General features: G+C 58.0%; 13 protein-coding genes. 10 read left to right on the top strand and 3 right to left on the bottom strand.

Translation table 11 applies throughout. The annotated features are described in order from the left end of the window. From IE095_RS17865 to IE095_RS17850, 4 genes are all read left to right on the top strand, one after another. Positions 1-272 (top strand): DDE-type integrase/transposase/recombinase (locus IE095_RS17865; RefSeq protein WP_189413585.1); only part of this gene is annotated, 272 nt, incomplete at its 5' end. A 263-nt stretch (positions 273-535) separates the two neighbouring features. Next, positions 536-2,641: a hypothetical protein gene (locus IE095_RS17860; protein WP_189413583.1), complete on the top strand. Its 2,106-nt coding sequence runs from the start codon at positions 536-538 to the stop codon at positions 2,639-2,641. A 206-nt stretch (positions 2,642-2,847) separates the two neighbouring features. Continuing rightward, positions 2,848-3,957 (top strand): SMEK domain-containing protein, encoded by a 1,110-nt coding sequence (locus IE095_RS17855; protein ID WP_189413581.1) that lies wholly within the window; start codon positions 2,848-2,850, stop codon positions 3,955-3,957. Between the two features lie 280 nt (positions 3,958-4,237). After that, the gene (locus tag IE095_RS17850; RefSeq protein WP_189413579.1) at positions 4,238-5,500 is read left to right on the top strand and encodes an HNH endonuclease; all 1,263 of its coding nucleotides are present in this window, start codon (positions 4,238-4,240) and stop codon (positions 5,498-5,500) included. An 851-nt stretch (positions 5,501-6,351) separates the two neighbouring features. Here IE095_RS17850 and IE095_RS17845 read toward each other — a convergent pair. From IE095_RS17845 to IE095_RS17835, 3 genes are read right to left on the bottom strand one after another with little or no spacing between them, the layout of a single operon-like run. Continuing rightward, positions 6,352-6,714, bottom strand: a complete 363-nt coding sequence (locus IE095_RS17845) for a hypothetical protein (RefSeq protein WP_189413577.1) — start codon at positions 6,712-6,714, stop codon at positions 6,352-6,354. Next, positions 6,711-8,021 carry a recombinase family protein gene (locus tag IE095_RS17840; protein WP_189413575.1) on the bottom strand — a complete coding sequence of 437 codons (1,311 nt, stop codon included), beginning with the start codon at positions 8,019-8,021 and terminating at the stop codon, positions 6,711-6,713. Before IE095_RS17840 ends, IE095_RS17845 begins: the two co-directional genes overlap by 4 nt. After that, on the bottom strand, positions 8,018-8,470 hold the full coding sequence (locus IE095_RS17835) for a DUF2924 domain-containing protein (RefSeq protein WP_189413573.1): 453 nt from the start codon (positions 8,468-8,470) through the stop codon (positions 8,018-8,020). The genes IE095_RS17840 and IE095_RS17835 overlap by 4 nt, the downstream gene beginning before the upstream one ends. 355 nt (positions 8,471-8,825) lie before the next feature. On the opposite strand from IE095_RS17835, the gene IE095_RS17830 reads away from it, so the two are divergent. From IE095_RS17830 to IE095_RS17805, 6 genes are all read left to right on the top strand, one after another. Then, on the top strand, positions 8,826-10,937 hold the full coding sequence (locus IE095_RS17830; RefSeq protein ID WP_189413571.1) for a hypothetical protein: 2,112 nt from the start codon (positions 8,826-8,828) through the stop codon (positions 10,935-10,937). Between the two features lie 118 nt (positions 10,938-11,055). After that, the gene (locus tag IE095_RS17825; protein ID WP_189413569.1) at positions 11,056-11,301 is read left to right on the top strand and encodes a hypothetical protein; all 246 of its coding nucleotides are present in this window, start codon (positions 11,056-11,058) and stop codon (positions 11,299-11,301) included. A 113-nt stretch (positions 11,302-11,414) separates the two neighbouring features. Further along, positions 11,415-12,155 carry a sigma-70 RNA polymerase sigma factor region 4 domain-containing protein gene (locus IE095_RS17820; protein WP_189413566.1) on the top strand — a complete coding sequence of 247 codons (741 nt, stop codon included), beginning with the start codon at positions 11,415-11,417 and terminating at the stop codon, positions 12,153-12,155. A gap of 79 nt (positions 12,156-12,234) precedes the next feature. Continuing rightward, entirely contained in the window at positions 12,235-12,429 is a 195-nt protein-coding gene (locus IE095_RS17815) for a hypothetical protein (RefSeq protein ID WP_189413564.1), read from the top strand. After that, complete coding sequence (locus IE095_RS17810) at positions 12,426-12,626, top strand: helix-turn-helix transcriptional regulator (RefSeq protein ID WP_229804892.1); 201 nt, start codon at positions 12,426-12,428, stop codon at positions 12,624-12,626. Before IE095_RS17815 ends, IE095_RS17810 begins: the two co-directional genes overlap by 4 nt. A 99-nt stretch (positions 12,627-12,725) precedes the next feature. Further along, positions 12,726-14,762, top strand: coding sequence for a bifunctional DNA primase/polymerase (locus IE095_RS17805; protein WP_189413562.1), 2,037 nt, complete (start codon positions 12,726-12,728; stop codon positions 14,760-14,762). Positions 14,763-14,797 lie beyond the last annotated feature (35 nt).

The following is a 14,797-nucleotide window of genomic DNA, read 5'->3' as shown; positions in this document are numbered from 1 at the left end:
ATGGCGCTGCCCTGAAGGAATTGGGCCGCGGCGATGACCGCGAGACAGGCCGCTGGCTGAACAATCGGGCTGAGAATTCACACCTGCCATTCCGGCGACGAGAACGGGCGATGCTGCGGTTCAGGCGGATGCGAACCCTCCAGAAATTTGCCTCGATCCATGCGTCAATCCACAACCATTTTCCAACGGAGCGCCATCTCCAAAACCGCGAACATTTCAAACTTTACCGCACCGCCGCTCTCGCCGAGTGGCGCGGTCTTCTAGTGGCCTGACGCGAACCTGGGGTTGGGGAAGCTGAGACTGGTTCGCATTCGTCTGACAGCACCCGTGCTGGCCCTGATTGAGGAAAGCTGTCCGAAGGCAGCGCGACGTGGCAACCGCAGCGTAACTGGACGACCTGTCATTCGAGCAGTTTGCGGATGGTGTGATTTCGCGGCGGCTGAGCACGCCGAATCTGTTATAATTCGCTATGTTGCGAGTGCTGATCCGATCCAGAATCGGAGATATTCAGGGGCCGGCAATGGGGGAAAGGATAATGACCGATTTTCAACCAGAGCCGCGTCCTTCAGCGGAGATCTTTGCAGACTTGCGTAGCCTTGCGACCTCAGACGGAGCAGTACACGGCATTTCAGAGATCATCTTCCGCGACTGGGTCTATACGATCGACACGCAAGAGCGAACCGTTGTCGATGATCCGGAGCACCGTTGGTCGACTTCCCGCCTAAACAAGCCGGAATTGATGCTCCTGCTGGGATTGGCAGTCCAGTCTCAGTCTGATCGAACACATACGGTGCTCGGGGACGCCTCGGTTTTCATGTCGGAGGCTGACCGGCTTCTTCGGGAGCTTCACAATCGCGTCATGATCGACGTCAAGTCTGCGCTGCCCGCAAACTTGCTTGAGGTTGAGAACCCTCTCGATGTTGTCGGTCCGATGGCCCGCGAAGCTATTTATTACGCTGCAGAAAGCTTCTATCTCCATCAGTTCCCACCGTTCATACGGCAAAGATACCGGCGCGACGGCGACTGGCTTTTGCGAAATAAGGGTATCTCTATCCTCCCGATGATCGAAATCGCTCGGTTCATCTCGGACAAGATCAACCGACAGATGTCAGTGGTCGGTCACCTCCGTAAGTCGGGCACGGCTCTGAATAGCGGTGACCTGACCAACAGCCTAATGATCCCGCTCGCGGACCTTCGACGAAAGTTCAAGGGCAAGGCGGACGCGTTTGACCTACTGTTCGCGATCGATGTGAACGCGTCCAACCTGGGCTTCACGGATCCGTTTGCGATGAACGAGACCATGATCTGCCCGATCGTTCGGATAGGCGATTTCCTTTACGTTCCTAATCAGTATCGGCTCTTCGAAACGCTTTATGAGAGCCCATTCTACTGGATGTTGCGGGATGAGAACTACATGGAAATCGCGAAGACTAACCGCGGCACTTTCCTTGAGTCTACCGCGGCGCACATCCTTCGATCCGTGTTCGGGCCGGAGAACGTCCATGAGAACGTGACACTCTACAATGGGACGAAGGACAAGGCGGGTGAGATCGACATCCTCGTCACATACGGAGAGTTCGTGCTGGTTGTCCAAGCGAAGTCTAAGCGGATCACCATGCAGGCTCGGGCCGGTGACAAGGCCGCATTGCGCCGGGATTTCCGTGACGCTATCCAGGCCCCATACGGCCAGGCGCTGACGTGCGCACGGTTGATTAGAATGGGCGCCACCTGCGTTCGGCCTGACGGAACCAAGATTGAGGTGCGCCGTGTGAATCGGTTGTTCCCGATGGTGGTCCTGAGTGACCACTTTCCTGCGGTAACCATGCTGGCCCGTAGCCTTCTAGAACGCGAGAAAGAGATTGCGCCCGTCATCTGGGATCTTGGCGTCTTGGACTGTGCCGCCCGGCTCTTTCCGAACCCGATCGACATGATCTTCTACCTGAAGAGCCGCTCGGACCTGTACGACCAAGTCATGTCGGAAAGTGAGCACTGCTTCATAGGCTTCCACCTGACGCACAAGCTGGCCCTGCCGGATGAGTTCCAAGGTCTGGCCATCGACAGGGATTACGCGCAGCCGGTCGACGATTTCATGATGCCCTTCGATGTGGGGGTGGAGGGTATCCGCCCGAAAGGGATCCTGGAGCGCTTCGATGTTCCGATTGTCACCGATCTCCTGAGGGAGTTGAGGTCAAAGGGGCCAGAAATCGCCGCAGTTGTGGTCGATCTGTACGACTTCTCAAGCGAGATGCTTCGCGACATGGCCGCGCATATCACCCAACTTCGAGAAGAGGTAGCTGCAGGGAAGGCGCTTAAGGCATTTTCGATCCCAACCACGGCCGGAGGCCTGACTTACGTTGTAGTTGACCATTTGAGCGAGAAATCACGCGCAGCAGCGAGCAGCATTGGCAGGAAGCACAAGTACGATACCAAAAGCTCGCACTGGTACGTGATCGTCGATTGTATCCAGACCGGCAACCCTATCGACGAGCTTGGATGCCTTGTTTGGGAATGGCAAGAGGATCACGAGGAGCAACGACGTGCAGATCAGGTATCAGGTTTGTTTAGATCGAGTCGCTCTGTCATTCAGGTGGGTGATGCATCAAAGGCTCTAGCGGAAAACGCAAGAGACGCTTCCACTTGAGCCTCCTAGCAATCTTACCCGTTAAAACGGGGAGGGTTACCCCACCGTCGGTCCTAGACGTCGAGTTCTTTGAAAATCCCTGCAAATACAGGCAGCACAGTATTCCAAATATGTCGGCTACACGACAAACCCCATTTTGGTAGTTGGTGCTCTCGCATAGAGGGTTCGGTGTCCTGTCTATGTCATCACCTGAGGAGTTCGTTCTTATGACTGCACGCGGAGCTTTCATCGGCCCGATCATCGACGATCTCGATACAATCTCGAGCCGAGTGCGTGCGCGTAGCAAGCTTGGACATACCGATCTGAACCGTATCCTCGAGGACTTCTTCAAGGAACTGCTAAATTTAATCTACAAGGCGAACCTCGTGAACCTCAACGAGAGCCGCCGCAACGCGCCGGGGCTAGATCTCGGCGATACCACCAGCGCCATCAAGCGTGCTTTCCAAGTGACCTCGCAGGCAAGTTCGCAGAAAATCAACAAGACGCTTCACGCGATCACCGTTGCGGACGCAGCTCTCTACGATGAGATCTACGTCCTGGTCATCGGCGAGCGTCAGGCGAAGTATCAGCTCGATACCTCGCAGGCGAAGCGGGTCGGTTTTGAGCACCCTAACATTATCGGGATGACCGAACTGGCAAGCCGGATTATTGGCAGCGAAATCGACACGATCCGCGCAGTCTACGAGAAGCTGCGCGCGGAACTGCAGCGGATCACCGTCGAGCTCGAAGTGGCAATCGACGGCAAGTTCGCGACCTCGCTCGGAGGAGTGGTCGAAGACCGCCCGGCCGTGGAACGCAGCGACGCCTCGCTGCTGTTTGCCTACGACGAGAGCGGCGGGCTTTTCGCCAGCCGCGAAGAGGCACAGGCAGCGCTCAATGGGTTCATCGACCGGCTTGAACTGCTCCCGCGCATGACGCGCCAATTCCTTGGCTGGCTGCTCGACAACACCGATCTCGCGCTTGGGCTCGACAAGCCCGGCATGCTATCGACAGGGCTGTCCGTCAACGCAGACCTTGTTTCGCGCAAGCACAGTGACCAGCGAGTACTGCATGAAGATATCCGTCTGCTCCGCAGTTGGAAGTTCGTCGACTACGACGACGACGGTGACGGGAACTCCCCACGCATCAGCATTGGCTTTCCAGGCGCGCATAAGACTAACCTACCAGAAGCGCTTCCTTATTTCCTATTCGATCGGAAACTCTCAGCCGAGACACTGTTCTCGACCATGAACTTCACTGTATTCGGTCCGCCGCCAGTCGCAAACACCCCGGTGCTCGCCAAGAAAAAAAGGCGCAATGCGCTACGCAAGAAATAAGGTTGGCTGCCGCGAACGACCGGTCTTGTGAATGCTGCATAGCAGCGTAAGTTCCTCTCGGAGGACGGCAACGGGCCGTGTGCGACGTCGATCCGGAGATTGCAAAGGGCGGGTAGCTAACCTTAAGATTGCGGCATTGCATCCATTGCCGACGGTGGTATCGGCCATGCCGCACTAACCATCATTGGGAGCGGCTGTCTTTGCGTTCGCGGATTGCACTGCGCCTGTGCACCGGTCAAGAATGACGGCTAGTCCCTTGCCTAGCATAGGTAGCTTTTTCATGGCGTTCTCTGACGTAACTCGTTCGGCAGTCTTGGCTGCAATCAGTGAATACGATGCACTTGGCCGCGATCAGTTTCTTGCCAATTATGGCTTTCTGCCTGCGCGTTCGTTCTTCCTGCTTCACGATGGCAAACGTTACGACTCAAAGGCCATCGTCGGCGCCGCCCATGGATCGATCTCACCTGGGTCAAAGCCATTACTCGCCTCTGAGTTCAGCGGTGGGGCAGCAACAGTAGCTCCCCTTTTGCGATCGCTCGGCTTCGTCGTCATCGAGGATGCATCTTCCAACCTTGCAGATGGGGCGCAAAAGGCGATCACCTACTGGTGGGTCAACAACAAGCAAACCTACAAGCACGAAGTGCCCGGAAATTACTTGTGGTCGCCTTTGACAAAATCGAACGGCAGCCCGTCGGTATTCTACGACAATATGCAGCGTGCCCGCCCGGGCGATATCGTTTTCGCCTTCGCCGACGCGCAGATCAAGGCCGTAGGCGTTTGCGAGGCCCGTGCACTGCTCTTGCCCAAGCCGTCCGAGTTTGGTGCAGCAGGAAACGCCTGGGGCAATGACGGCTGGAAGCTGCCCGTCCAGTTCAAGGATCTGCCAAAGCCGCTGCGCCCAAAAGACCATATGGCAAAGATCGAGCCGTTCCTTCCCAAAAAGTATTCACCGATCCAATCCACCGGAGACGGGAACCAGGGCGCCTATCTGGCCGAAATCCCCGACGACATGGCGGGTGCGATCATCGACCTGTTGGGTGCTCAGTGGGCCAATATCGCGCCAGCGCTGGAACTTCCTGAAGCCGCCGAAGAGTTTGTCCAAGACGAGGTTGAAGCCACGGTTTCAGCCGAAATCAAGAACCGGACTGACATCGGGGAAACGCAGAAGCTTCAGCTTGTCCAGTCGCGTCGCGGCCAGGGGGTCTATCGCAAGAACCTTGAAGGCTTCGAGAAGGCCTGCCGACTAACCGGTCTGAAGCATCTCCAACACCTCCGGGCTAGCCACATAAAGCCATGGCGGGCATCCACTGATTTCGAAAAGCTGGACGGGAACAATGGGCTGCTGCTCAGCCCCCACATGGACCATCTCTTTGACCGCGGCTTCATCAGCGCAACAGACGACGGGAAGCTGCTTGTCTCGTCGCTGCTTGACCCTGACACGCTTCAGCGCTGGGGTATCGAACCCACAACCAGCTTTGGCCCTTTCCGCCCGGAGCAGTTCCCTTACTTGGAGTTTCACCGGAAGTTTGTGTTCAAGCCGTGATGGCGACCCTAACCAGATCTTACCCGCAAATTCCGACGTTTCGAAAGGCATTACTCCCAAGCTTTCGCGTAGTAATACGTATCGTCCGAGAAAAGCGCGGTCATCGTGGCGCGGTCACGCCTTTCGAGTTTGGTCGCTTCTCGGTGAAGTCGACACACCAGGTTATGACTGAACCTCAAAACTAATATATTGCAATCTCAAGATGTATGAGGCAACGCAGAGTTTGCCCTATAATAGTCTTTTTTCGGCGCACTTCCACTCAAAGTTGAAAAATCTCTTTGTTGCTCTGGAGTATCCACATGGCGGAATTTCTTGAATTTATTGGCGAAAAGTTCGATTGGTCCAGCAAAGAATCGGTCTGTTGTACAAGTCGGCGCAGCGCGCCACTTCGTGTCTTGGCGAGCTCGGCGTTGCTTTTGATTTCAGCTGCACCTATTCGGGCTCAGCAATGTGACCCAAATTACAGCCCTTGTGTCCCCATTGCCAGCGATGTTGATTGTGCGGGCGGTCGCGGAAATGGCCCAGCCTACGTGCAGGGCCCAGTCAGAGTGATCGGCACAGACATATATGGTCTGGACCGTGACGGCGACGGAATCGGCTGCGAATAAATTGGCTGATGTTACTGTCGTCTCCATAGCCTCCTGACGCGAAGGATCGCTTCCTGCCTGATGGTCCGCGATGGCAAGGAACGCAACAAGATATCCTACGAATACAATGGCCTATGCGTCAAAATGAATGGATGAAATGTCAAACCGACTGAGCAGAAAGGGGAATCAATAAAAATTTCAACTTGGCCAAACGAACCTCGCTTTGGCTTTGGATGGTCCACGCATACAACAAAAGTATCCAGGCTACACCTTCCACTCCGCGTCGCCCCCCTCCAACATCCCCGCCAGCGTCACCTCCGCCCCTTGCCGCCCTTCTAAGATCGCCTCGACCGTTTCCGGTGGCAGCAGCGTTAACCGCATGACCCGCGTCATGTAGGACGGCGCGATGCCCTCTCGCGCGGCTAGATCGCCGATGGTGGCAAACTCCCCCGATTCCAGTATCCGCTGCCAGCGAAAGGCCCGCGCCAGCGCCTTGATAAGACTGTTGTCGATGCGCTGTCGCCGGTTCGGGGCCCCCTCGGGCAGGACGATTTCCTTCCTCCCACCCCGCTTTTGGATGGCGAACGGCACATGCACGGTGAGGATCTCGGACTGCACTCGGGTCATTCTGCGGCTTCCAGCGCTTGGGCGGACATCTCGCGGGCAATGTTTGCAAGCCCATCGACGCGCAGCCGCAGGTTCAACCCCTCGGTGCCGATGTCGATCCGTTCGACAATCAGCGCCACGATCCGTGCCTGTTCGGCGGGGAAAAGCTCGTCCCACAACCGGTCCAGTTGCGTCAGTGCCTCGCGGGCCTCGGCTTCGCTGATATCGCCGTCTTGCGCGCGTGCCGCTTTCCATGTGCCAGCGATGATCTCCGGCTGGCGGAACACGGCGCGCAACTGGTCGATGACAGTGGCCTCGATCTCGCCCGCTGGCACGCGACCGATGGGGCACGACCCCGCGCCATGCTTCAGAACCGTCTGGCTTACGTAGTATCGATAGAGCCGCCCGCCCTTGCGGGTGTGTGTCGGTGAAAACGCTGCACCATCGGGACCATAGAGCAGCCCCTTCAGCAGCGCGGGTGTGTCGGCGCGGGTGTTGCTGGCGCGCTTCCGCGGGCTTTCTGTCAGGATGGCATGGACCTTGTCCCATGTGTCGCGATCAATGATGGCTTTGTGCTCGCCGGGATAGCTGCTGCCCTTGTGGACCGCTTCGCCGATGTAGACCCGGTTGTTCAGCATCCGGTAGATGAACTTCTTGTCGATGCGATGGCCTCGGGCAGTGGTGACACCCCGTTCGGCCAGTTCCTGCGCCAGCACGGTGCCAGACCCGATTTCGATGAACCGGGCAAAGACCCAGCGGACATGGGCGGCATCGCCTTCGTTGATCAGCAGCTTCCGGTCCTGCACGACATAGCCCAGCGGCGGGCAGCCCCCCATCCACATTCCCTTTATCCGGCTTGCGCGGACCTTGTCGCGGATGCGTTCGGCGGTCACCTCGCGTTCAAACTGCGCAAAGGACAACAGGATGTTCAGCGTCAGCCGTCCCATCGATGTGGTGGTGTTGAACGATTGCGTCACCGAAACGAAGGTCACGCCGTTGCGGTCGAAGACCTCGACCAGCTTGGAGAAATCCATCAGCGAGCGGGAAAGGCGGTCGATCTTGTAAACCACCACCACATCCACCAGCCCATCCTCGATGTCGGCCAGCAAGCGTCTGAGGCCGGGGCGTTCCAGCGTGCCGCCGGATATGCCACCATCGTCATACTGGTCGCGAACCAGCACCCACCCCTCGGACCGCTGGCTGGCGATGTAGGCTTCACAGGCCTCGCGTTGGGCATGCAGGCTGTTGAACTCCTGCTCCAGCCCTTCTTCCGAGGATTTTCGGGTGTAGACCGCGCAGCGCAGTTTGCGGACAACGGGTTTGTTCATGCCGCCCTCCGGTGATTTTTCAGGCCGAAGAAGACCCAGCCGTTCCAGCGCGTGCCGGTGATGGCGCGGGCGATGGCCGAGAGCGACTGATAGGGCCGCCCCTGCCATTCAAACCCCCCTTGGGTCACGGTGACAACCTGCTCCACCCCCTGCCATTCGCGGATCAGCCGCGTTCCGATGATGGGTCGATCTCGGTCGAGGCGCATGGCGCGCTTCTTCCTGTCGCCCCCATCCAACTCCTCGCACAGCTGTTCCAGCCGCTTGATGGTTTCCGGCTTCAACCCGCCATAGGCGAGTTCCTGAATGCGGTAGGCCAGGCGGCTTTCCAGATAGCGGCGGTTGAACGGTGGCGGTTCGCTGTCGAATAGCTCGCGCCATTGCGCCTTCAGATCCGGCGTGGTCGCGGTCTTCAGCGCCGCCAGGCGTGCGGGGATGGGATCAGGGGTCATGCGGGTCTCCAGTCATTTGCACCCCGACTACCGCTCTGTTCGCGCGGGAAGTGTAGCGGAAATTCTCCAGTGCTGTCAGTATCTTCACCCCCGTCTCGCATTTGCAGGCGGACCAGACCCAGCGCCAGCAGGCGGCACAGTTCCGCGCGGCGTTCGGCGGGGGACATCAGCTCCGGGTGCAGGGGGTTAGGGCGTTTCATGGCAGGTCCACTTCGGGTTCGTCTGCAATCCAAAAGCCACTCGGCCCGCCTGAATGGGACATTGGGATTCAAAAATTGATGAATTCAATTGAAGGGCGAGTAATCCTACCTCATGCTGAGAATATTGGTCTTCGCGCCGACGTCGAGAGCAAATGATGGCCACAACATCTAAACGTAGCCTACGTTCCCTGCGGTCAGTCATTGAGAATGCGCCGCCTGAAGCTCTCCTGCAGTTCTTCTGTCAGGGTGATGAGAATTTCTCTGCGATGGCTTCAGCAATTGCGGACCCACTTGGGGCGCTGGAAAAGCAAGACACTGAGGATGCACGGGAGTTCCTGATCGAAACCGTCTTGGCGTTGGAATCCGAGATGACTCTTCCAGTCGAGATGGAAGCTCAGAGGGTATTGCTTCTAGCAGATGGGAAAGGACCCACTGCTCTCAAGACTATTGCCGGTCAGAAGCTCACCAACGAAGAGTATGACGCCGCCTATGCTCAGCGTGGTGAACTCGCCGTTGCACTGCATGTTCATGCTCTTCATCGCAGAGTCTTTGACGATGGAGTAAGTTTCCGAAATGCAAGGCTTTGGCGGGACGGGAAGCTCTACAGCGCTTTTGATGTAGAGCTGGATCACCCTAAACCAGTTGATGGGGCAGCCATGCCACTCGACAAGTTTCTTGGTGCCGTAAAAAGACGTCTGCAATTGCCCGTCGACTGCGGCCTTAGCGTCGTTGATCTCCCCGAAACGGATTCATACAAAGCATCCGTGCTTTTAATTGTTCGAATTCCAAAAGACATAACTGGAATCGCCGAACACTTGAACAACGGCGGCAGACGCCTCCGGTTTTTAAGACCACAAAAAGAGGTCTTGCTGATTTACACCCCTGCAGAGCAGAGGATCGAAATATGTGCTGACACAGCACCTGAACGCGCGGTGGTCTCAGAGAGCTTTGCAATAGAGGTCTTAGGCCATAATGTCTCGTTGAAGCCGCTTACATGGGTGAATTACGATCTTTCCCGGTTTTTTCGGACACTTGAGCTTGATCCTCCAACGGTGTCGGGTTTTGTTATTGAGAGAACTGCACTTTTGGAAATCGAAATGCGACTCGCGCGTTGGAATCAGCGGATTCGACTTTCGGTTCCGTTCGGTGACGAGATCGAGGTGACTGCGCAAAGATACCTCTTTCCCGCTCGCGTGATGCAGCGCGCTTCTGGAATTTCTCATGTCGTCATCGCAGTGCAGTATCGGCGCAAAGAATCCGAACCTTCAAGTTTTCTGGAGATCACCATCTCGGATCGAAATCGGTGCAATCTTCTAAGTATTCCGGACCCTGAAATTCGCAGGCTCGGTCGAACCCTACTGACCGAATGGAACATCCAGCAGCCATTCAAGGATTTGAGCGCTGGTGAACTCGGGGACTTTCTATCGCTGCTGCTGGAACTGTACGAGCAAGACGCAGACACAGTTCCCGCAACGTTTTTCTCTGAGCGAAACGTCGACCCCGACCGCCTGCTCGAGGCCAAATTTATCGTCCGGAAAGGAGTTGAAGATGTTGTAATTGAAAACGACCACGACGATTTTCCGCCTGCGAAGGACCGAACGTATTACGCTATCGCCACTGAATGGCTTGAACAACGCATCGTAGAGGCGTTTCAAACCATTTTGCCTATCAGTGGGAAGCAAGAGATCACGCCGAGGCTGTTCTTTGTCGGCAGCATGTTGATTGATGAAAAACAGGTTCCCTGCTACTTGGCACGCGGTTTGGCCGACAAAAAATGGTTCGTCGACGCCGAAGCACGACTTCGCGCGCGTTCAGGAGCCGGACCGGGCATCGTGTTCTGCGGTCAGGATCCCGGGTGGAAATGCATCGCCGCAAATATCATTATGACCATTCCCCACACATCTGACCCTTCTGCAGCATTTGAAACCGTTGATGCCGCGTTCGTCGAGACTTTCTTTCGCGCCAACATGGGCCTCGCATTCGGTGGCTCAGCGCTTACCCTCATTCAAAGCGAGGACGGGGAATCAGGAACTCTTCATGCACCTGGAATGCCCGATTTGGCGCTGTTTAGTGGACAGCAGGTGCGATGTTTCCGTCTTCTTGTCGATGCAAAGAAGAAAGGGCTCACCGCTGTTAAGACGAGCACTTTGATTGAAGGTTCGAAGTCGATGAGCCTTCAGCAGATGCTTGGGGCTAAGCGTTGGCCCGTGTTTAAGGACTATCTTGACGATGTTGGTCAGGGCTGGTGGTCGATAAAGACAAACTAACGCGATCAAGCAACGTCAAAGTTGCGGGGGTCATCGATGAACTGTCGATGATTGGGGGAATAGACGGTCGATGATTCGGTTGTTCAATGGGTGGGCTCCATCAACGAGGAGCACCCAAATGACGACATTTGCCCCCAAGACCCCGACACCATCAATACGCCATTTCGGCGGCCAGGCCAATTCCCTTAGCCACGGCCACAGCCACAATGAGTGGCGCTGCAAGCACTGCCGCAAATTGCTTGGCGTTTTCCGAGATGGCCAGATCCACCTGCGGGGCGGCGGAGGGCACGAATATCTGGCGAGTCTGCCCGTTCGGGCAATCTGCCGCGAGTGCAAGACGTTAAATCAGAAAAGCGTCGTCTGACCCCATCCGGTCGGGCGTTGGCCTGACCGGTTTTTCCTTCACATCCAGAGGCGCGTGACGCCCGAACTGGCCCGAGGGAGGCGCGAGACGCCCGGCCGTGAGGCAGGCGTCTCATGCGCAGGGCATGGTGCGAACTCCATCGCGGGATGGTTCGTGATCTGAACCGTTTCAAACATCAGCAGGGCTTTCGCGAGATCAGGGCGCGACAGGACGCACTAACGCGCTTTTCTGACCCGGCAACCTTGCTGGCCTTCCAATCGGGTGCAGGTGAGGAATTTCTCGCCCGCAACGAAGTGCTGCGGGCACTTTGCCACGAGGCCAAGTCCGAAGCCTCCAGCGGCGACACCAGCCTGCTGATGGCACTGCTGGCCCTTTGGCCAGGGATGGATGCGATCTACGGCAGGTTGCTTCGGCATTTCAAAACCGATCCGGACGAGTTGGCGGCAGAAATTGCCGCGCGCGTCGTCGATGGAATCCGCACGATTGATCTGGACAAGGTGACCAAGATCGCCGCGACCATTCTGATGAATGCGGAACGCGACATTCGGCGCAAGTTGTCGGGCGAATGGCTGGCCGCTGGTTCGCGGCTTGATCTGACCGACGACATGCCTGCGCCGAGCCACAGTTCGGTTTTTGGCTTTGCCCCGGACATGGGCGATGCCGATGCCGACACCGCCCGACTGCGCCTTCGGCTGGAACCTCTTGTCGGTCAGGACGCCGACCTGCTGCTTGGGGTCGCGGTTCTGGGGCACACGCAACAGGCGGCGGCAATCAGTTTGGGTGTTGCCCCCGAAGCCGGTCGCAAGCGGCATCAGCGTGCCGTGCAGAAACTGCGCAAATATCTCGACGGCTGATGTCCCAAAACTGGATTTAGGTTGGCTTTTCCCCTGCAGAAGTCACCGAAGACCTCGGTGGCAGAGGGGGGATGTCCTCATGCATGCTGAGACCGATCCGACAGAACTGATGCGCCTGCCCGGACTTTATCGCGCTTGGGAACTGGCGCAGATCGTCCAGGCCGAATGCGATTACCGCGTGGAAAGCGCGGGCGAAACCGCTGATGGCACGCAGTTGTTTGCGATCTACCGCGACAGCCGCTTTGAAGCGGATATGGCGGAGGTCCGGCCATGATGTCGCTGGATGCCCGGCAGAACTCTTTCCTGTCACCTCAAGAATTGGCGCAGCGCTGGTCGATCAGCGCGCGCAGCCTCGACCGCTGGAGGGCGATGGGCACCGGCCCCGCCTGGCATCAGATCGGCGGGCAGGTCCGCTACGCTCTGAGCGATGTTGAGGCTTGGGAACAGGCGGCACGGCGGAAGGGCGGCTGATCCATGGGCCGCGAATTTGCTTCCCTGCCTGCGACAGGACCACCTGTCGGGGACCAGCCCGGTTTGTCCTATCGCGATTGGGCCCCCCGCTTGCTGGAAATGGGCTACGAGCCCCTGCCTATCAAACCGCGCACCAAGGAAGCTGTGGCCAAGGGCTGGAACACCGTGCTCATCGATGCGGCGCAGATCGAGGCGTGGTCCCGCGAATTTCCCCATCACGGCATCGGGTTGCGCACGGGCAAGCTGGTGGCCATCGACATCGATGTGCTGGATGCAGATCGCGCCCATGGCTGGCATGCCACGGCGTTCAAACGGTTCGGGCCGACGCTGATGCGGGTCGGCCGGTGGCCGAAGCACCTGCTGCTGTACCGGACGGACGAGCCATTTGCCAAAATGGAAGTCCCGCAGGTCCAGATTCTGGCCCAGGGCCAGCAGTTCGTGGCCTTCGGCATCCATCCGGTGACCCAAAAGCCTTACGACTGGCCCCTGGGCGAGACACCGATGGATCTGGTGTTCGACCAACTGCCGCTGGTCCGCAAGAGCGACATCGAGGCATTTCTGGCCGAGGGGGCAGCCCTGTTCCCCGCAGAAGAAACGGGATCGCGGCGTGGTGCCGGTCAGAATACGAGTCCGGTTGCGGGCGTTGCCCCGGTCCGGAACGGCGCGGGCCAGGTCGTCGACCACCGCGACAGCTGGCTTTCCACCATCGCCTATCATGCGGTTTGGGATGCCATAGACGCAGGGGGAACGCCCGACGCCAATATACTGGCGGACCGGGTCTGGGCACGCTTTACGGAAACCACCGATCTGACGCGGGGCAAAAAGGATGGGCAGGTCGGATACGGACTGGCTGATGCACTGCGCAAGGTCAAGGACAAGCTGCAACTGGCGAAGACGGGGAGGCTTCCGGCGCGCCCACTGCCAGAGGTGCAACCCGTTGTCGTTGATCCGGGGCTGCCATTGGAAGTTGCGCGCGCCCGTCTGGACGCGGTGATCGGTCGTTTTGCCACGAGGGCCAAGGCTTGGCACGCGAACAGCCAAGAGGATGTCGCCCCGCGCATCGGCATTCGGGCCAGCGTGGGATTGGGCAAGACCGCCGTCTCGCGCCGTCATTTGCTGGAACTGCAGGCACGCTTGAAGGCCAAGGGTTTGCCCCATCACCTGTTGATCGTGACCCCCTCGCTGGCGTTGGCTGACGAATCCGCAGAAGCATGGCAGCAGGGCGATCTCAAAGTCGCTGTGCATCGTGGCTATGAGGCAAAGCAACCCGGTCGCAAGGAGATCATGTGTCAGGACATCGACATGGTGCGCATGGCCACCAAGGCCGGACTGCCGGTGTTCCCAAACACCTGCCTCCGCAAAAGCGGCGGAAAATGTCATGCCTTTAACCTCTGCCCGAAACAGTGGAACCGCGAGGATGTGGAAAAGGCTGACATTGTGCTGGCGGCCTACGACGCACTTTACACGGGGCTGCCCATCTCACCCGAGAAACTGGCCTTGGTGGTGATCGACGAAGGCTGCTGGGTTCGATCCGTCAAGGAAACGGGCCTTTATCTCCACGACCTGCGTCACCCTGATGCCGTCGACGAGCAGCGTTCGGGCGACGCAGATCACGAAGCCGAGGCATGGGCCGCCCTTTTTGCCCTGCGCTACAAAGCGGCAGATGCCTTGCAGGCGAACGGGCGCGGCCCCTTGTCACGGCAAGTTCTACTGGACCAAGGCTTGAGCGTTTCCGATTGTGCGACGGCGCGTGCACTGGAAATACAGCTGCGCGTCGATCCCGGATTGCGCCCAGGGATGTACCAGTCGGAGCGGAAAAAGGGCTTCGAACTCAGCAAGGCCGCCCAGAAATCCGTGTCGCGCGAAGCGCTGTTCCTGGCCATGGAACGCTTGCTCGCGGGTGAGGCCGAGCAGGACGGGCGGATCGTGTTGCGGCCTTCCGATCCGGAAACCGGGGTGCAGGCGATCAAGGTCATGGGATTGCACCAGTTCGATCCGGCGCTGGCAAAGCTTCCCATCCTGCATCTAGATGCCACCTTGCGCCACGATCTGGCTGAGACCGTCTTGCCCGGTGTTGAGGTCACCGAGATCACGGCAGAAATGCCCCATATGCTGTTGATTTCCACTGAGAAGTGACACGTGTAGGCGCATAATTTCCACTGAGATTTGAC

Source organism: Neogemmobacter tilapiae, from assembly GCF_014652215.1.
GTDB lineage: Bacteria > Pseudomonadota > Alphaproteobacteria > Rhodobacterales > Rhodobacteraceae > Neogemmobacter > Neogemmobacter tilapiae.
This window is presented reverse-complemented; position numbering and strand designations above follow the sequence as displayed.

Bases quoted from the DNA above. Each gene is read 5' to 3' on its own strand.
- IE095_RS17855 (WP_189413581.1), top strand. From the start codon at position 2,848: ATGACTGCACGCGGAGCTTTCATCGGCCCGATCATCGACGATCTCGAT.
- IE095_RS17860 (WP_189413583.1), top strand. From the start codon at position 536: ATGACCGATTTTCAACCAGAGCCGCGTCCTTCAGCGGAGATCTTTGCA.
- IE095_RS17835 (WP_189413573.1), bottom strand. From the start codon at position 8,470: ATGACCCCTGATCCCATCCCCGCACGCCTGGCGGCGCTGAAGACCGCG.
- IE095_RS17850 (WP_189413579.1), top strand. From the start codon at position 4,238: ATGGCGTTCTCTGACGTAACTCGTTCGGCAGTCTTGGCTGCAATCAGT.
- IE095_RS17825 (WP_189413569.1), top strand. From the start codon at position 11,056: ATGACGACATTTGCCCCCAAGACCCCGACACCATCAATACGCCATTTC.
- IE095_RS17805 (WP_189413562.1), top strand. From the start codon at position 12,726: ATGGGCTACGAGCCCCTGCCTATCAAACCGCGCACCAAGGAAGCTGTG.
- IE095_RS17820 (WP_189413566.1), top strand. From the start codon at position 11,415: ATGCGCAGGGCATGGTGCGAACTCCATCGCGGGATGGTTCGTGATCTG.
- IE095_RS17815 (WP_189413564.1), top strand. From the start codon at position 12,235: ATGCATGCTGAGACCGATCCGACAGAACTGATGCGCCTGCCCGGACTT.
- IE095_RS17840 (WP_189413575.1), bottom strand. From the start codon at position 8,021: ATGAACAAACCCGTTGTCCGCAAACTGCGCTGCGCGGTCTACACCCGA.
- IE095_RS17810 (WP_229804892.1), top strand. From the start codon at position 12,426: ATGATGTCGCTGGATGCCCGGCAGAACTCTTTCCTGTCACCTCAAGAA.
- IE095_RS17830 (WP_189413571.1), top strand. From the start codon at position 8,826: ATGGCCACAACATCTAAACGTAGCCTACGTTCCCTGCGGTCAGTCATT.
- IE095_RS17845 (WP_189413577.1), bottom strand. From the start codon at position 6,714: ATGACCCGAGTGCAGTCCGAGATCCTCACCGTGCATGTGCCGTTCGCC.